This is a genomic window from Carnobacterium divergens, from assembly GCF_900258435.1.
GTDB classification, from domain to species: domain Bacteria; phylum Bacillota; class Bacilli; order Lactobacillales; family Carnobacteriaceae; genus Carnobacterium; species Carnobacterium divergens_A.
The window spans coordinates 507370-524218 of record NZ_LT992558.1 but is presented as its reverse complement, the minus strand read 5'-3'; the positions used below and the strand labels follow the sequence as shown (position 1 = coordinate 524218).

The 16849-nt window shown below is 35.8% G+C and carries 18 protein-coding genes and 1 other annotated feature; of the genes, 3 read left to right on the top strand and 15 right to left on the bottom strand.

All coding sequences use genetic code 11. The features are described from left to right. Nucleotides 1–61: 61 nt before the first annotated feature. The 12 genes from CDIMF43_RS02955 to pplA all read right to left on the bottom strand — a co-directional run bounded on the left by CDIMF43_RS02955 (nt 62) and on the right by pplA (nt 10528). The gene (locus CDIMF43_RS02955; RefSeq protein ID WP_109841152.1) at nt 62–2410 is read right to left on the bottom strand and encodes an ATP-dependent DNA helicase; all 2349 of its coding nucleotides are present in this window, start codon (nt 2408–2410) and stop codon (nt 62–64) included. A gap of 221 nt (nt 2411–2631) precedes the next feature. Further along, the gene (rplL, locus tag CDIMF43_RS02950) at nt 2632–2997 is read right to left on the bottom strand and encodes a 50S ribosomal protein L7/L12 (RefSeq protein ID WP_074402153.1); all 366 of its coding nucleotides are present in this window, start codon (nt 2995–2997) and stop codon (nt 2632–2634) included. Between the two features lie 72 nt (nt 2998–3069). Further along, complete coding sequence (rplJ, locus tag CDIMF43_RS02945) at nt 3070–3570, bottom strand: 50S ribosomal protein L10 (protein ID WP_034572195.1); 501 nt, start codon at nt 3568–3570, stop codon at nt 3070–3072. A 134-nt stretch (nt 3571–3704) separates the two neighbouring features. Beyond that, nucleotides 3705–3834 (bottom strand) — a sequence feature (ribosomal protein L10 leader region). 52 nt (nt 3835–3886) lie between these two features. Then, a complete protein-coding gene (gene rplA / locus CDIMF43_RS02940) occupies nt 3887–4576 on the bottom strand; it encodes a 50S ribosomal protein L1 (RefSeq protein ID WP_074402152.1) in 690 nt (229 codons plus the stop codon). Nucleotides 4577–4683: 107 nt separating this feature from the next. Beyond that, nucleotides 4684–5109, bottom strand: a complete 426-nt coding sequence (rplK, locus tag CDIMF43_RS02935) for a 50S ribosomal protein L11 (protein WP_034572199.1) — start codon at nt 5107–5109, stop codon at nt 4684–4686. A gap of 146 nt (nt 5110–5255) precedes the next feature. After that, complete coding sequence (locus CDIMF43_RS02930) at nt 5256–6134, bottom strand: alpha/beta fold hydrolase (RefSeq protein ID WP_109841151.1); 879 nt, start codon at nt 6132–6134, stop codon at nt 5256–5258. A gap of 67 nt (nt 6135–6201) precedes the next feature. After that, nucleotides 6202–6750 carry a transcription termination/antitermination protein NusG gene (gene nusG, locus CDIMF43_RS02925; RefSeq protein ID WP_034572203.1) on the bottom strand — a complete coding sequence of 183 codons (549 nt, stop codon included), beginning with the start codon at nt 6748–6750 and terminating at the stop codon, nt 6202–6204. Between the two features lie 156 nt (nt 6751–6906). Continuing rightward, entirely contained in the window at nt 6907–7092 is a 186-nt protein-coding gene (gene secE, locus CDIMF43_RS02920) for a preprotein translocase subunit SecE (protein ID WP_074402149.1), read from the bottom strand. 41 nt (nt 7093–7133) lie between these two features. Next, nucleotides 7134–7286, bottom strand: a complete 153-nt coding sequence (gene rpmG, locus CDIMF43_RS02915; protein ID WP_074402359.1) for a 50S ribosomal protein L33 — start codon at nt 7284–7286, stop codon at nt 7134–7136. Between the two features lie 94 nt (nt 7287–7380). After that, nucleotides 7381–8322 carry a 1,4-dihydroxy-2-naphthoate polyprenyltransferase gene (menA, locus tag CDIMF43_RS02910; RefSeq protein WP_109841150.1) on the bottom strand — a complete coding sequence of 314 codons (942 nt, stop codon included), beginning with the start codon at nt 8320–8322 and terminating at the stop codon, nt 7381–7383. 26 nt (nt 8323–8348) lie between these two features. Further along, the gene (locus CDIMF43_RS02905) at nt 8349–9431 is read right to left on the bottom strand and encodes an FAD:protein FMN transferase (RefSeq protein ID WP_074402358.1); all 1083 of its coding nucleotides are present in this window, start codon (nt 9429–9431) and stop codon (nt 8349–8351) included. Between the two features lie 161 nt (nt 9432–9592). Further along, nucleotides 9593–10528 carry an extracellular electron transfer flavoprotein PplA gene (pplA, locus tag CDIMF43_RS02900; protein ID WP_074402147.1) on the bottom strand — a complete coding sequence of 312 codons (936 nt, stop codon included), beginning with the start codon at nt 10526–10528 and terminating at the stop codon, nt 9593–9595. Nucleotides 10529–10887: 359 nt separating this feature from the next. Here pplA and CDIMF43_RS02895 point away from each other — a divergent pair, with 359 nt between their 5' ends. The 3 genes from CDIMF43_RS02895 (at nt 10888) to CDIMF43_RS02885 (ending at nt 14616) form a co-directional block, all read left to right on the top strand. After that, nucleotides 10888–12759, top strand: a complete 1872-nt coding sequence (locus CDIMF43_RS02895; protein ID WP_109841149.1) for an FAD-dependent oxidoreductase — start codon at nt 10888–10890, stop codon at nt 12757–12759. A gap of 319 nt (nt 12760–13078) precedes the next feature. Continuing rightward, entirely contained in the window at nt 13079–13639 is a 561-nt protein-coding gene (locus tag CDIMF43_RS02890; protein ID WP_074402145.1) for a Gx transporter family protein, read from the top strand. Beyond that, the gene (locus CDIMF43_RS02885) at nt 13636–14616 is read left to right on the top strand and encodes a polyprenyl synthetase family protein (protein ID WP_109841148.1); all 981 of its coding nucleotides are present in this window, start codon (nt 13636–13638) and stop codon (nt 14614–14616) included. The genes CDIMF43_RS02890 and CDIMF43_RS02885 overlap by 4 nt, the downstream gene beginning before the upstream one ends. A 190-nt stretch (nt 14617–14806) precedes the next feature. Here the strand turns inward: CDIMF43_RS02885 and CDIMF43_RS02880 are convergent, their stop codons facing one another. The 3 genes from CDIMF43_RS02880 to CDIMF43_RS02870 all read right to left on the bottom strand — a co-directional run. Beyond that, nucleotides 14807–15325 (bottom strand): hypothetical protein, encoded by a 519-nt coding sequence (locus CDIMF43_RS02880; RefSeq protein WP_109841147.1) that lies wholly within the window; start codon nt 15323–15325, stop codon nt 14807–14809. Between the two features lie 11 nt (nt 15326–15336). Further along, nucleotides 15337–16695, bottom strand: coding sequence for a T7SS effector LXG polymorphic toxin (locus tag CDIMF43_RS02875; protein WP_109841146.1), 1359 nt, complete (start codon nt 16693–16695; stop codon nt 15337–15339). Then, nucleotides 16668–16849: hypothetical protein (locus tag CDIMF43_RS02870; RefSeq protein ID WP_162532904.1), on the bottom strand; the 182-nt coding region annotated here is incomplete at its 5' end. The genes CDIMF43_RS02875 and CDIMF43_RS02870, both read right to left, overlap by 28 nt.

Genomic DNA, 16849 nt, shown 5'->3' with positions numbered 1-16849 from the left:
CACTAGGTATAATTTGTAAATAAAAAAGATTGCTATGAAAGAAATCCTTTCATAGCAATCTTTATTTTTGTTCCCAAAATGCACCTACCTGTTGCTTCAACTGACTTTCATTACGACTAATTTCCATTCTTTGCCAATGCTCTGGGAATAACTCCCTGTATCTCTTAGCATTAAAACGTTGGTCCAATAATAAGACAACACCACGATCCATTTCACTTCTAATTACACGACCTGCAGCCTGTAGAACCTTATTCATACCAGGGATTTGATAGGCAAATTGATACCCCTCCTGGTTTTCGAGTTGATAATGTTTTCGTACCAAGTCAGCTTCTACATTCAACTGTGCCAGCCCCACGCCAACTATAGCCACACCAATAAGGCGTTCACCTTTTAAGTCAATCCCTTCTGAAAAAATCCCTCCCAGTACACAAAAACCAGCTAAACTTGATTCCGGAGCATTTTTAAACTTCTTTAAAAACGATTCACGTTGCCCTTCATCCATGACTCTTTCTTGAACTACAGTCTCTATTGTCGGATTGTTTTCAATAAATACTTGATAAACCGCTTCTAAATAGTGATAGGACGGAAAAAAGAATAAGTAATTCCCCTTTTTTTGACTAACCATTATATTTAAAGCACTTGCAATTGGTTGATAGCTATCCTGCCGCACTTGGTAACGAGTATCAATGTAATTCGCAATTGCTAAAAATTGATGTTCTTGCTTAAAAGGCGAAGGCAATTGATACATCAAAGGCTTTTCCTCTCCTCCTAGCAATTGCGCAAAATAATTAATCGGAGACAAGGTTGCTGAAAATAAAACAGAGGCTTTTCCACGCTTCAACGTTTGATTGATTAGAAAAGAAGGATTTAAACAAAATTGTTTAATAAGTACATCCTCTCCTACTAAATGAACATAAGTTACGTATCGTTCGTCATAAAGCTCTGAAATTTTTAAATACGTTAGCGCCTCAAAATAAAGCTCTACCATTTTCGAATGACTGCTAGATTGTTGATTCGCCAACAACCATTCCTTAGTGCCCTCAGTAAATTTAGTTACATGTTTTAAAAATAAATCCGCAGGTTCGCTTTGAGTCATAAAATCTCGTTCTCCACAGTTTGTTCTAAAACTTTTAAAATCTTTTATCAGGCGGTTCATCACACGTCGTTGTTTCTGATCTTCTTTCAACAACTCCTTGTATACTAGTGCTATTTTTTGTTCTGATAAACTTGCCGAGAACATTTCCCGTGACCGATCAACTAAATTATGGACTTCATCAATCAAAAAAACATAGTCGTTTTTTTCCTCGTTAAAAAAACGCTTCAAATAAACAATCGGATCAAACAAATAATTATAATCGCAAATAATAATATCACACCATAGACTAATATCTAAAGACAATTCAAACGGACATAGCGTGTATTTTCTAGCATAATTTTCCACAATGTCTCTTGTAAAATGATTTTCTTGCTGAAGCAATTCAAATAGTGCTTCATTCAATCGATCATAGTAGCCTCGTGCAAATACACAATGTTCCGGATCACATTTACGTTCATTTAAAAAACAAATTTTATCTTTAGCCGTTAACGTAACACTCTTTAGTTTTGCTCCATTTCGTTCCATTTGTTCGACTGCATCTTCTGCTACTTGACGTGTAATGGTTTTAGCTGTTAAATAAAATAATTTTTCAGCTTTCTCTTCCCCAATCGATTTCACCGCTGGAAATAAAGTAGACATTGTTTTGCCAATTCCAGTTGGCGCTTCACAGTATAAATTTTGTTCCGTTACAATCGTTTTATATACTGCAACAGCCAATTCTCTTTGACCTGAACGATAATCGCCATAGGGGAAAGGAAGTTGTTTAATGGATTGATTGCGTAGAATACGCCAATTGTCATTAAAAATCACCCATTTTTCATATTGTTCAATTAAGTGATTAAAAAAAGAGGCTAATTCAGTAAAGGTTACTTTTTTTCTAGATCGAGTTATTTTTTCCTCCAATGTTTCGTAGTAGGTTAACTGCAATTCAATTTCAGTTAATTCTTTTTCCACAGCTAATAAATACCCGTAACACATTAGTTGTCCCCAAAATAGATCTAGAGTATTATCAGGAATCAAATCAAAGGCTATTTCAGAGGTTTTGATTTCATCAATCCAATATTCTCCTGTTTTTTCTTCTACAACGCCATCTGCTCGTCCTTCGATGGAGTAATCTCGTTTATTTATTAACAGCTCTTTTTTTAGGAACACTTCTTTTTGATAGTTATCCCCAGCTTCTTTTTGAATTTTTTGATGAATCTTTGTGCCTTCGATTGCAGTATGCGAAGAACCTGTATAACGTTCGTCAATACTGCCTTTTTTTAATACAAACTCAACCAATTTCCTTACAGATAAACGATTCTTTTGATTCATACACACCCAACTTTCTTTATGTAACTCCCCACATTATAGAACATACATTCGAAAAAAGACAGACTTATCCACAAAAAACATTCTTTTTTCTTTACTGTGGATGAATGGCATGTTCGAGGTTGGAAAAAGTTTTCCACAACTGGATAACTTCCTATTTATTATTTATTCACAAAAAAAAGACACACAGTAAACTGTGCGTCTTCTCCCATCATTAAAAATGATTATTTAACTTCTACAGAAGCTCCAACTTCTTCAAGTTGAGATTTCATAGCTTCAGCGTCATCTTTAGATACGCCTTCTTTGATTGCTGTAGGAGCTCCGTCAACTAATGCTTTAGCTTCTTTAAGACCTAAGCCAGTAGCTTCGCGAACTACTTTGATTACTTTAATTTTTTGATCTCCAGCAGAAGTTAATTCTACTGTAAATTCAGTTTGTTCTGCTGCTGCAGGACCTGCAACACCAGCAGCTGCTACAGGAGCAGCTGCAGTAACGCCAAATTCTTCTTCGATTGCTTTTACTAAGTCGTTTAATTCTAATACTGTTGCTTCTTTCACATCAGCAATGATTTGTTCAATGTTTAATGCCATTGTTAATTTCCTCCATTATTGGGTATATTTTTTAGATTGCTTGTTTTGTTTCAAAAAAATTGCAACTCGTAATTAAGCCACTTCTTCTTTTGAATCTGCCACTGCTTTGAAAGCAAGTGCAGTATTTCTGACTGGTGCTTGTAGTACTGAAAGTAACATAGATAACAAACCTTCGCGATTTGGAAGTTTTGCAAGAGCTTCGATTTCTTCTTTTGAAGAAACTTTACCTTCAATAACGCCAGCTTTAATCTCTAATGCTTCAGCTTTTTCAGCAAATTCATTGATGATTTTTGCAGGTGCAATAACATCTTCATTACTGAATGCGATAGCAGTAGGACCTTTAAAGATATCTCCTAAACCAGATAAACCAGCTGCTTCAGCTGAACGGCTAAGAATAGAGTTTTTAATAACTTTCATCTCAACACCAGCGTCACGTAATTGTTTACGTAATTCTGTAACTTCTTCAACAGTTAATCCGCGATAGTCAACAATGACGATTGAAGCTGCTGCTTCAAATTTCTTTGTTACGTCTTCAACGATTACTTGTTTTGTAGCGATTGCTGCTTGACTCATGTGTAAGTTTCACCTCCTGATAGATTGTCTGGGGATTTAAAATAAGAATCATAAAAACTGTCATAAGACCACTTCTATAAGACTCATTTTGCGTTCCTTTGTCTACTCCGACTTGCAGAACAAGCTCTTGTAGTCATGAAAAGCAAAAAGCCCCATGTCACCTTAGACATAGAGGGATTATTATATGTTTGCACATAGTATGATCCTCGGTAGGAAATTAAGACTTGCGTCACCTACTGTCTTCGGTAAATATTTATTAACCTAGATGATTGTAACAAGTACAATCATCTAGGTCAAGTAAAATTTTAGTTATTGATTATAAAGAGCTTTGGTCAACTTTTACGCCAGGGCCAAAAGTTGTTGTTACAGTAATGTTTTTGATGTATTGACCTTTAGCTGAAGAAGGTTTAACTTTCAACATTGTATCGTTGATTGTTTTAAAGTTCTCAATTAATTTGTCAGTACTAAACGATACTTTACCAATTGGAGCTTGTACATTACCAGCTTTATCAACGCGGTAAGTTACTTTACCAGCTTTGATTTCGTTAACTGCTTTTGTAACGTCCATTGTAACAGTACCAGTTTTAGGGTTAGGCATTAATCCTTTAGGTCCTAGAACACGTCCTAGACGACCAACTTCACCCATCATATCTGGAGTAGCAACGATTACGTCGAAATCGAACCAACCGCCACTGATTTTTTGAACAAGATCAGATTCACCTACGTAATCTGCGCCTGCTGCTTCTGCTTCTTTAGCTTTTTCGCCTTTAGCAAATACTAAAACGCGTTGTGTTTTACCTGTTCCATTTGGAAGAACAACTGCCCCACGAATTTGTTGGTCAGCTTTCTTAGGGTCAACACCAAGTCTATAAGCGACTTCTACTGTTGCATCAAATTTAGCAAAATCGATTTCTTTTACTAATGCAACTGCTTCTTCTACTGAATAAGCTTTTAAAACATCAACTTGCTTAAGGGCAGTTTGATATTGTTTGCTTTTTTTAGCCATGTTCTTTTTCCTCCTTGATTGTGGTTATAACGGTTTTACCTCCCACTTAATCCTCAAAGCTAATGAATTAGCTATTGAGTCGATACGTAAGAAGCGGTTGATGAAGATTAATCTTCGATTGTAATCCCCATGCTTCTTGCAGTACCTTCGACCATACGCATTGCAGATTCAACATTTGCAGCGTTTAAGTCAGGCATTTTTGTTTCAGCGATTTCTCTAACTTTATCGCGTTTAACTGTCGCAACTTTTTTAGTGTTTGGTTCGCCTGAACCAGATTCAATACCAGCAGCTTTTTTAAGTAAAACAGCAGCAGGTGGTGTTTTTGTAATAAATGTAAATGAACGATCTTCATATACAGAAATTACTACTGGAATGATTAGTCCAGCTTGATCAGCAGTACGTGCATTGAACTCTTTACAGAATCCCATGATGTTTACTTGTGCTTGACCTAATGCAGGTCCTACCGGTGGAGCTGGATTTGCTTTTCCTGCAGGTATTTGCAATTTAACTAATTTAACAACTTTTTTAGCCACGAGACATACCTCCTTGATTGAGTCCGTGATGTGGTTAATGGGGTTAATATTTCCCCTCCCACTTTCTTACATACGCAAAACGTACCTACATACTATATCAAATTCATTTGTGTTTTTCAACCTTTAAATTATTTTTTTTGCAGTGTTTATTCTGACCACAAAAATTCGGCAACTGCCTTGTCAACGCCTGTATTTTCATGAAGCAGACTGTGACTCGCTTTTATACCTGTAAATACCATTTCTCGGTAATCCGTCACTTGGGATTGATAAATGAATTTTGCTGACAATGCGCTAGCAACTGAAACAGAACCATCACTTTTCGTTCCATTTTCTTTATCGCCAGCTATCGTTAAAACGGCTAGTTCCGATGGAATTCTTTCTTTTAATGTAGCGAAATTGGCAAAGCGTTCTGTTTGCATTTTTGGTCCGCTCTCTGTCAGATCATAATTAGTTATGCCATCTTCTCCAATTTCAAGACCGTTGATTGGTGCTGCGATTAGAATGAGTTTTTTTACCTCAGGATAGGCGTCGTTTATCCCAACTGCCGTCACATAATTAGTTAAGGCCACACCACCCATTGAATGTCCCACGGCGTTCACTTTTTCAATTCCATATTTTGTTTTTAAGGACTGCATTAATTCTTGTAGCCACCAACTTTGATTTTCTTCTGTACTTTTATTGTCCGCAAATAAAACTTGAATCATTGGATTTTTTGCTTTTTTATTGAATTCCCCTTCATAAGTGATGTTCCCATCGCTTGTGATTGTTGCTATTAAGGAAGGCGTTGCTACTTTTTCTTTAGTCAGTCGCTTAATCATTCCACCGAATGAATTTTTGGTACCACTGTACCCATGAACAAAGATGGTGGGAATGGATTCGGATACCGTTTCTTTTTTTGCAACTTTTGATAGTTCATTCTTTTTGGGCAATCTAGGTTGTCCTGTTGTGTCACTCCACTTTAAATAGAAAATAGTGCTTCCGATTAAAATCACAAATACAAACAGAATGAAGCTGATTTTTTTCATAAAACCCCTCCTTATTACAGGTAGATAGAAAAAAAGTCCCTTTTTAAAAGGAACTTTCTTTATTCGTTTATAATTTGTCGATTTGTTCAAAATCAAGTTCGGTACTTGTTTCACGACCAAACATATCTACGTTTACTTTTAATTTAGCGCGTTCCATGTCGATTTCAGTAATTTTACCCATCAATCCACTAAATGCACCTTCAATGATTGTGACTGTATCGCCCACTTCAAAGTCGATTTCTTGATGACGCGTGCTGATGCCTAGACGACGTAAAATAACTTCAATTTCTTCTTTTAATAGTGGAGCTGGTTTACTACCGGCACCGTGGGAACCAACAAACCCTGTTACTCCAGGTGTATTACGAACAACATACCATGAATCATCAGACATAATCATCTCTACAAGAACATATCCAGGGAATGTTTTTTTCATGTTGATTTTTTCTTTCCCATTTTTTGTTTCGGTTTCTTCTTCTTCAGGGACGACTACGCGGAAAATGTAATCGTTCATTCCCATGCTTGTTGCACGAGATTCGATGTTTGTTTTCACTTTATTTTCGTAACCAGAATACGTGTGTAAGACGTACCAATTTTTTTCTAATTCTACTGTTTCCACGATGAACACTCCTATTTTTTTATTTTAAACTACATGGCGTTATACCGATCATTTTAAATTCATACAAAAAAACCTTCAATATTCTAAAGAAGGTTTCTTATCGCTTGTTTATACAGTCAGTATACCATTACTACAGCATACTCGCTAGTAATTTAATTATTTTTTTAGAAATAAATCTAAAATTGATGTAATGCCATAGTCAACAACCATAAAGAAGATTACAAAGAAAAATACAGTGCCGATAACGGTCATCATTGCTTTTCTTAATTCTTTTTTTGTTGGCCAAGTTACTTCATGCATTTCACGCTTAACGCTACCGAAATAGCCGAATAATTTACCCATCTTTATACCTCCGAACATTTTAGATTCATTTAAAAAATAGTTTATTTTGTTTCACGATGTAATGTGTGTTGATTACAATATTTACAGAACTTTTTGATTTCTAGACGTTCTGTGCGATTGCCTTCATTTACCTTTTTAGCGTAATTTCTTGAACCGCATACTGAACATGCTAATGCTGTTTTCTTACTAGTCATTTTTTCCACCATACTTTCTTTATGACCGATACCTATCATCTTATAATTTAACATTCCTTGTAAAATGTGTCAAATCAACTTTTATTATTTTTATTTAAAATAACAAACTAACGGCTAAAAATAACACTTGCGATCCGTTTACTAGAATCAAATTCTTGATCGAAATGACGAAGGTTTCTGATTTCACTTGTTTTTTGTTAAAAATAGCTAGATTCTTTTTAACTGGAATAAAGCTGATTAAAGCGCCTAACATAATAGGATGATAGACACCTAAAACAACTGCTACCATAATCGCTACGTAAGAAAAATAAATTAAAAAATTAAAAAGTTGAATTGCTAGCTTTCTTCCTAAATAAAAAGGCAACGTGTAACGATGGTTTGAGATGTCTTCTTCTAAGTCGCAGATATTGTTGGCTAGCATAATATTCGCGATGGTAAATACGGATGGCAACGATACTAGCAATACTGTTGCTATTTCCAAATAATTACCAGTTAAGATAAATTGGTGGTGCGGTAAAAACTTAAATGCCAACAGCGTGCCTTCTGTTAGATTGACGTAGACAGAAATGAAAAAGATGCCAAATCCCATTGTCACACCTGAAAACAGCTCTCCTAAAGGCATTCTTGATAACGGAACAGGGCCAAATGTGTAGAACACACCGATAAAGAAACATATTCCGCCCATCAATAGGACTAAAATATCCGTTCGCCATGTCAAAATAATCCCTAAGCCTGCTGCAATCAGCAACATTATCCAAATCAACGTGCGCACTAGATTTTCTGGTATCTTTTCTTGCCCAATGACATTGACGTTGTCTTTATAACCTGCATTTTTTGCTTTTTGATAATCCATAAAATTATTAATTGCGGTTGTCGTCATATCAAATATCAACATTCCTGCAAAAAATAACAATGTATTAATTAGATTGAATTGCTTAAAATACACACTAGCAAATAACGTTCCTAATAAAAATGGAAATAAACTTGCTAATTTCGTTTGAATTTCTACTAATTTTAAAAATGTTTTGAAGGACATCGATTTTCTCCCGTTCCTTTAGTTTCTTATTTCAATGAGCTACGTTTTTCTACAGTGTACGTATCACTTGTTAGTTTAAATACACCATCTAAGCCTTTTGAAAGATAAATCTTATTTTCTTTTGTCACAAAAATAGCTTCAACGCCATCTAAGTTATCAACAAATGCTAAACCGCCTTTAACGCCTTTTGAAAAGACAGCTGTCGATAGCCCGTCACCATCGATGGATTTTTTCGAAACAATTGAAACGCCTGCAATATCGTTATCGAATGGATAACCTGTTGTTCCATCCATTAAATGATCGTATTTTTTACCGTCTGTTGGATCTTCATAAAAACGTTCATAGATACCTGACGTTACAATTGAACGATTGCTTTCTGGAATGGTCCCGATTGTCGTGCCTCGCGTTTCATTTGGATCTTGAATTCCAACGTTCCAGTCTGCGTCTGCTTTTCTTGGGCTGTGTCCTAGAACAAAAATATTCCCGCCTAAATCGACAATCGCAGTGTCAACATCGTTTGCCTTTAAAACTTTTACAACTTCATCTGTAATATACCCTTTTGCAATCGCACCTAAATCTAATTGCATGCCTTTTTCAGGTAAATACACGGTTTTGTCTTTATCGTTAAAATCAACTTTTTTATAGTCAATTAATGGTAAGACAGCATCAATTTCATTTTGGGCTGGTTTTCTAGCATCTGGAAACCCAATTCGCCAAAGATCCGTTAACGAACCAATCGTCATATCAAATCCACCCTCGGATGTCTTGCTATAATGATAAGCTTCTTTTAATAAGTAGTAGATGTCATCTGTTACCTTTACAGGAGCAACTCCTGCTTGGTTGTTGATTTCATCAATTTCAGAGCCTTTTTCATTCACTGTGATTTTAGCGGCTAGTTCTTTTACACGGTTAAACGCTTTTTCTAACACGTCTTCCTTGCCTTCATTGTATATTTTCACGTTAACAACTGTTCCCATTAAAAATTGTGTATCTGAATAAGGATCTTTAAGAATAGCTGCTTTCTTTTCTTCTTTTGCGTCTCCACAACCGGCTAATCCGATTACTAAAACGAAGAAAAAGCTCATTAAAAGTAAGTGTTTGTTTTTCATCTTCATAATTGCCCCTCATCTATCCGTCTCTATTTGTCTTTTTCATTATAGTAGTGGCGCTTTTATTTTACAAGTTTATCTCCTAGCTATTTTCATAAGAAAAGGCCTTAGAGTGATTAAACCTCTAAGACCTTAAACTTTCATTCAATTAGTCGTTAGACTTATTTTTTTTCAGACATTACGATGTTATCAACAACGATTTTGTCTTGGCTTCCTTTTTCAGCAGCGTTGATTAATTGTGCTGCCCATAGTTTGAAGCTTTCTGATGAATGAGTTGCGCCACTTACGACTTCCACTTCACCTGGATTTTGTTTTTCAACTAATCCTTTGTTTAAAGCTGGGAAGTAATCTGCTGGTCCAACTTTAGCAATTTTAGACATATTTTCTTGATATTCTTTGTTTTCTGATTTTAATTCACCTTTATCGTTTGTACCATCGTATTTAGATTCAGTGATTTTGCCATCAGCAACGACCATTTCAAATGTTTCTGTCCAGCCGTTTGAAGCATTTTTAGTTTCTAATGAATACGTGCCATCTTTAAGATCCGCATTGTTGTCGATTTCAATTTTATCAGTTTTTCCAGCTTGAGCTGCTTGAACTAATTGTTGTGCGTAGTTTCTGAACGCTTCTGATGAGTGAGTTGCGCCACTTACAACGTCAACTGATGCTGCATCTTGCGCTTTAACTAATTCTTCGTTTAATGCTGGGATGTAGTCAGCAGGTCCAATTTTTTCTTTTGTTTTTTCAGACATTGCTTTTTGGTAAGCTTTGTCTTCAGATTTTTTCTTGCCATCTTTATCTAAATAATCGTAATCAGATTTAGTAATTTTACCATCTTTAACAGTCATGCTGAAGTTTACTTTCCAACCTTTGTCGTCAAAGTTTTTTTCTTCAAGAGTATAAGTGCCGTCTTTTAATTCGCCACCAGCAGTTTTAACCATTTCTTTTGACTCTTCTTTAGAAGAATCTTTAGCTACTTCACTTGTTTTGTCGTCTGAGCTGTCTTTTTTAGTGTCGTTTCCGCCACCACAAGCTGCTAAAACAAAAGTTGAAGCTAAAACCAATGACCCAATTGTCATTACTTTTTTGAATTCCATAATAAAATTCCCACCTTATCCTTTTTAGTTTACTTAAGGCTAATTGTAAACGCTATATGTTATGTTGTTCACAATATCCGTAAGTACCTATTAACATCATACTCACTTTTTTATTTTTTGTCTATTTATTTCATCACGTTTTCAATTAGAGTTTTATTAGAATCTTCTTTTTTCGTTCAAATTTGAACAATTGTTCACAAACTTTTTTGAATAACAAAAGTTTTATTTTTTATAACAAGATAATCATAGACTTAATTTACTAAATCTTGTATAATTAGTAAGGTTGTGAACCATTTAACTATAATTTATAGTTGCTATTATTATTTCTTAAAAATAACTATCTCAAAGGAGTGGAAAAAATGCCCGAAAAGAATATTGTTGTTATCGGCGCAGGTTATGCTGGAGTAGCTGCTACTAAAAAGTTAGCGAAAAAGTACAAGAAGAACAAAGATGTTACGATTACCTTGATCGACCGTCACTCATACCACACTATGATGACTGAATTACATGAAATAGCAGGCGCTCGTGTTGAGCCTAATGCTGTTCAATATGACTTACAACGCCTATTTTGTCGTTTGAAAAATGTTAAATTAGTAACAGATAATGTTACTGACATTAATCACGATACAAAAGTGGTTACTACTGAACAAGGTTCATACAGCTATGACTACCTAGTTTTAGGTATGGGTGGCGAACCTAATGACTTTGGTACCCCTGGTGTTAAAGATTTCGGTTTCACTTTATGGTCATGGGAAGACGCAATGAAATTACGTACTCATATCGAAGAAACAGTAGCCAAAGCTGCTAAAATCCGCGATGAAGCAACACGTAAAGCGATGTTAACTTTCACTGTCTGTGGTTCTGGATTTACTGGGATTGAAATGGTCGGAGAATTGTTAGAATGGAAAGAACGCCTTGCAAAAGACAATAAAATTTCTGCTGAAGAAATTACATTATATGTAGTTGAAGCTGCACCAACCATTTTAAATATGTTAGATCGTAATGACGCTGGTAAAGCAGAACGTTACATGACTAAAAAAGGCATTAAAATTTTAACTGATTCACCAATCGTTGAAGTGAAAGAAGATCATATCTTATTAAAATCAGGCGAAAGCATCCCAACTCACACATTGATTTGGACTGCTGGTGTTAGAGCGAACTCTGATACTGCTGAATTTGGTATGGAAGCAGCTCGCGCTGGACGTTTAGTTGCCAATCAATATATGGAAGCAAAAGATTTAAAAGACGTTTACGTTATTGGCGATTTAGTGTACTTTGAAGAGTTTGAAAATACTCCAACACCACAAATCGTTCAAGCCGCTGAATGTACAGCTCATACTGCAGCTGCTAACATCATTGCTGAAATTGACGGTACTGAAAAACATGAATACAAAGGAAATTATCAAGGATTCATGGTATCAATCGGTAGCCGTTATGGCGTTGCTTGTTTATTTGAAAAAATTCACTTAAGTGGTTTCTTAGCTATTTTAATGAAACACATTGTTAATTTGAAATACTTCTTTGATATTCGTTCAGGATACTATGCATTCCAATACATTATGCATGAGTTCTTCCACATTAAAGACAAACGCAATATCTTCCGTGGTCACTTATCTCGTTATGGGAATGTGCTATGGAGTGTTCCACTTCGAGTGTTCTACGGTAGTATGTGGCTCCTTGAAGCCGGTAAGAAAACCTTTGGTTGGTTTGGTGGAGAATCATGGTTTGGCGATTCTGTAAAACTTCCATTTGCTTGGTTACAAGAAGCAACAAGTGGTGCATCTGAAGCCGCTGCTGGCGCTGCTGATGCTGTTGTTGAAACTGCAAAACCTGTATTCGGTTTTAGTTATGCATATGGCGAAGAACCTATGATGGTCTTTGACAAAGCTCCTAAATGGTTTGAATGGATGATGGAAAAAATGATCCCAACTCCTGAAGTTGCTTTATTCTTCCAAAAAACAATGACAATCATTGAATTATTAATTGCACTTGCTATTATTGCAGGTCTATTCACTTGGTTAAGCAATGCTGCTACAATTGCTTTAGTAATCAGCTTCGCATTATCAGGTATGTTCTACTGGGTAAATATTTGGTTTATTTTCGCCGCTATTGCATTAATGAATGGTTCTGGTCGTGCCTTTGGTTTAGACTACTATGTCATCCCTTGGGTTCAAAAAGTCGCTGGAAAATGGTGGTATGGAACACCTAAATCTCTTTACGACGGAAAATAAGTCATTTAATTAATGGTTTAAGGCAGATGAAAAATGCTGCCTTAGCCATTCTTTTTTTTACAAAATCAATTCAAAAAAATAGGAGAGAGAGAAGAAATAGACTTTTTTTCACACTATAAAAAGAGCCTCCCATCATATTCTTTTTTGCCTCTTGTTCTTTTTTCGTTGAAACAAACCACCACTATGGAACTAAGACCTTTCTATTTCCACTCATTAACCCATGAAAAGGAATGCCATCTATTGGCACTTTGCAGATGGAAACCACACGAGCGATTTGATAAACTAAAAGATGATTGTTCATTAAAGGAGGAAAAGCGAGATGACTCGAAATCAAAAGATTGTTTATATTGCTTTACTAGCCGCACAAGGAGTTGTAATCGGGCTTATTGAACGCAGCATTCCCTTCCCATTTGCTTTTGCTCCTGGAGCAAAGCTTGGCTTAGCAAACTTAATTACAATTATTTCTATTTTTACATTGCCAGTTAAAGACAGCTTTACGGTTGTCTGGATGCGACTTTTACTGACCACATTATTAGGTGGAACCTTATCAACATTCATGTATAGTTGCGCAGGTGCTTTATTGAGTTACGTTGGCATGCTAGCAGTAAAACAATTGGGACCAAAACGCGTCAGTATTATTGGAATCAGTGCGACTGGTGGCATTTTACATAACGTGGGTCAACTGATGATCGCCAGTTGGATTGCTCAAACTTGGACGGTCATGCTCTATTTGCCTGTGTTGGCCTTTTTAGGTATTTTATCTGGTATTGCTATTGGCATTGCCGCCAATTATTTATTAGAACATGTCCAAACATTACGCGATTTCAAAGCAATGTATCACCCACTTTCTGATCATCGTATGAAAGGAGAATCCCAATGAAGATTCATCCACTATGGGAAGCTTACCCTGAACTTAAAACAGAATTAGAAGCGACCGTAAACTTAATGGAAAACAGCATCACAATCCGAAATAAAGATATTGAAAAAACAATTATTGAGTTGATTCATTCAGGTGGTAAACTTTTGCGACCTGCTTACACGATTTTATTTTCAAAATTTGGAACTACGCAAGATCCTAAAAAAATTCAAGCTGTAGCAGCTGCTCTAGAAATCTTACACATGGCGACATTGATTCACGATGATGTTGTTGACGATTCCCCACTTAGACGTGGTGCACCAACCATTCAAGCTAAATACCGCAAAGACGTTGCCGTTTATGCAGGTGACTATTTATTTACCGTTTGTTTTAAATTATTATCAAAATATTCAAGTTCAATTGAAAGCATTCAAATCGATACTAGAGGCATGGAACGTATTTTAATGGGCGAGTTGGATCAAATGCACTTACGATACAATCAAAAAATTACGATGAGACAGTATTTAACGCAAATATCTGGTAAAACAGCTCAACTTTTTGCATTAAGTTGTTTTTCGGGCGCATTAGAAGGTGGCTCTACTGAAAAGTTTGCTCGTTCTTGCTATTATATAGGCAGCCATATTGGCATGGCCTTTCAAATTATGGATGATATTCTTGATTATTCTCAATCAGCAGAAGTATTTGGCAAACCTGTTTTAGAAGACGTGCGTCAAGGTGTTTACAGCGCTCCATTGATTTTCGCCATTCGTAAAAATCCTAAAGCTTTTGCTCCTTACCTTTCAAAAAAAGCGGAGATGACTCATGAAGATATCCAAGCCGTTCATCAGCTTGTTTTATCCCTTGGTGGTGTCTCTCAAGCACAGGAATTAGCTGAAAAATATACACGTAAAGCTTTAAAGGGTATTGATAATCTTCCTGATATTCCTGAAAAAGAACAAATTAGCGAGATTACTAAAAGTCTTCTAGCGCGACATCTATAAGTTTACACTCTACTAAAAAAATAAAAATAGCTTGATGAAATTCAGAAGAACTGAAAATCATCAAGCTATTTTTTTAGTAATCAACTTCACTATTTTCAGGTTCTTCCATCAATTCGATAATATCTGCTTCTTTCAAACTTAGTTCATTCGCTTCTTCAAATGTTAAGTTTAGAATTTTTTTGTTTGCCATTCATGAATAATCAACTTCATTTTCTTCAGGCTCATCTATTGGGGTCATGGTCTCCACTTCTTTTAAGCTAATTTCATTCGCTTCTTCGAATGTTAAGTTTAGAATTTCTTGATGCTTTTCTTTAAATTCTTCAAGTGTTAACCAATTTTCTTCATTATCATCACTAATCGTTCCTTGAACCTCTTTTGCAAGCTCGCATACCATAATGTATAAGGCTCGTTTATCTACGGTTAGAATATTGACATGATCTGTTTCAAAATATAACATAGTATTATTTCTAATCGGATCAACAGAGATATGTTCATGGTTTGAAGCTGTAAGTCTACTAGTCCATCTATCATCATTCAACCATTTATCCCATTTCAGAGAAAGTGAAAAATCTTCTTGTAAAGTTTCAGTATTTCCCATATGAGAGAGTTCTAATTTTTTATGATTATAACAACTGAACCACATTTTTTCTGCTAATTCCCGATAATTTAAAGCTATTTCCACTAAGTTAATTTGCACATAAATTCTCATTTTTTATCTCCTTATTTAGTTGTTAGCCAGATAAATGCTTTCCAAATTCTATTTATCAATTCCTCAAGTTGTCCTTTACTCAAAGCCCTTATTATTTTTTTAGGTATCTGACTTTTAATACTCGCCTTATCAGTGATTTTGTTAACTAAAATTCTCTCATCTAAGCTTGATAGTTCCCCACTACCCGCTTGAATTTGAATTTTATTACCATCTGGCTCTGCATCAACTCGTATTTTCAACTTTCTTCCTTTTATAGTAGCTTCAATTGGCTTACCCGGTCTAATCGTCTTACTCGTAATCTTCCCATTATTTGAAAACATCACGTTGCCTTCATAACCATTTTGAAAACTATTTAGCCCATCCACCATTATCGCCGTTCCTGTTCCTGCTACGGCCACACCTGCTGTCGCAACTCCCGGTAAGAAAACCGTTGCCGTTCCACCGCTTGCCAATTCGACAACCGCAAAACAACCTGTAATTCCAACTACTCCAACAATCGTCGTCGCTCCACCTCCGACAACTTTTACTGTATTTCCAATTAAATAGGACCACGCATCAATGACATCAAGAGTCGTATCTAGTTTATCTTTAAACTCGTTCCATTGCTCTTCGAGCACCATTTCATTATAGGCTTCGGTCGCCTCTTTATCTACTTTACCATTTTTCAAGACTTGGTAAAACGTGCCATATTGATTTTTAACTTCTTTCAGTTCGTAACGGTCTTTTTTATTAGCTTGATTGTAAGTGTTCAGTTTTTGGTACCAATCTAGCGAATTCAGATTCAAGGCATGATACCCATTCGCCCCACTTTCGAAATTCTTGCTATCTCCTATGTACGCTAACCCTTGTAGAATTGCCCCGATAGTTTCATGAACGTTATCAAAATTCCCTTGGGTTTGCCGTTCAAATTGTTCGTATCGTTTTAACAATTCAATCTCTTTCATTTTTCCGTACATGCTCTGTTGTCCGAAAAAATCTTTCAAAACAGGTACATCTTTAAAGACTTTCGCCATTTCTTCCATAAAGTCTAATTTTTGTGTTTGAAGCTGTCTTAATTGATTTTGTAAATCCTGTAACTCATCGGTATCTAGCCTATTTTCAGCTTCTCCCACAAGGCTTTTAAAGGTGGCAAGATACGCTTTAAGTGTGTCGTCTAAGTCATATAGAGCGTTAAAAATACTATCTGAAATGGTTTTATAATTTCGATGATAGCTTTTAGCAGAAGACCACGCTTGCCCTTGAAGTTCATTTTCTTCTACAAAATGGTCATTGGCACGATTGTATTCTTTTAAATAAGAGACAATCGATTGTCTAAGACTGGTTAGTTCATCGGATAGCCCTTTTAATTCTTGGTAGTCGATTCTTGGCATTCATTTTCCGCCTTTCTTACTCTTAAAAAATCTTCTTCTAATTGATTTCGTTGAGCAGTTTTTTTACGGATAAGCTGTTCTAAAGCTTCTTCCCCACTTTCTAATTTACGGTTGAAGAATTGTTTTTCTTCCTCTAACTGGTCGCATTCTCTGG

What these genes read in the sequence shown, in the direction of transcription:
- CDIMF43_RS02955 (WP_109841152.1), bottom strand. Translation starts at nt 2,410, where the DNA reads ATGAATCAAAAGAATCGTTTATCTGTAAGGAAATTGGTTGAGTTTGTA.
- rplL (WP_074402153.1), bottom strand. Translation starts at nt 2,997, where the DNA reads ATGGCATTAAACATTGAACAAATCATTGCTGATGTGAAAGAAGCAACA.
- rplJ (WP_034572195.1), bottom strand. Translation starts at nt 3,570, where the DNA reads ATGAGTCAAGCAGCAATCGCTACAAAACAAGTAATCGTTGAAGACGTA.
- rplA (WP_074402152.1), bottom strand. Translation starts at nt 4,576, where the DNA reads ATGGCTAAAAAAAGCAAACAATATCAAACTGCCCTTAAGCAAGTTGAT.
- CDIMF43_RS02930 (WP_109841151.1), bottom strand. Translation starts at nt 6,134, where the DNA reads ATGAAAAAAATCAGCTTCATTCTGTTTGTATTTGTGATTTTAATCGGA.
- secE (WP_074402149.1), bottom strand. Translation starts at nt 7,092, where the DNA reads ATGGGTAAATTATTCGGCTATTTCGGTAGCGTTAAGCGTGAAATGCAT.
- rpmG (WP_074402359.1), bottom strand. Translation starts at nt 7,286, where the DNA reads ATGACTAGTAAGAAAACAGCATTAGCATGTTCAGTATGCGGTTCAAGA.
- menA (WP_109841150.1), bottom strand. Translation starts at nt 8,322, where the DNA reads ATGTCCTTCAAAACATTTTTAAAATTAGTAGAAATTCAAACGAAATTA.
- CDIMF43_RS02905 (WP_074402358.1), bottom strand. Translation starts at nt 9,431, where the DNA reads ATGAAAAACAAACACTTACTTTTAATGAGCTTTTTCTTCGTTTTAGTA.
- pplA (WP_074402147.1), bottom strand. Translation starts at nt 10,528, where the DNA reads ATGGAATTCAAAAAAGTAATGACAATTGGGTCATTGGTTTTAGCTTCA.
- CDIMF43_RS02895 (WP_109841149.1), top strand. Translation starts at nt 10,888, where the DNA reads ATGCCCGAAAAGAATATTGTTGTTATCGGCGCAGGTTATGCTGGAGTA.
- CDIMF43_RS02890 (WP_074402145.1), top strand. Translation starts at nt 13,079, where the DNA reads ATGACTCGAAATCAAAAGATTGTTTATATTGCTTTACTAGCCGCACAA.
- CDIMF43_RS02885 (WP_109841148.1), top strand. Translation starts at nt 13,636, where the DNA reads ATGAAGATTCATCCACTATGGGAAGCTTACCCTGAACTTAAAACAGAA.
- CDIMF43_RS02880 (WP_109841147.1), bottom strand. Translation starts at nt 15,325, where the DNA reads ATGAGAATTTATGTGCAAATTAACTTAGTGGAAATAGCTTTAAATTAT.
- CDIMF43_RS02875 (WP_109841146.1), bottom strand. Translation starts at nt 16,695, where the DNA reads ATGCCAAGAATCGACTACCAAGAATTAAAAGGGCTATCCGATGAACTA.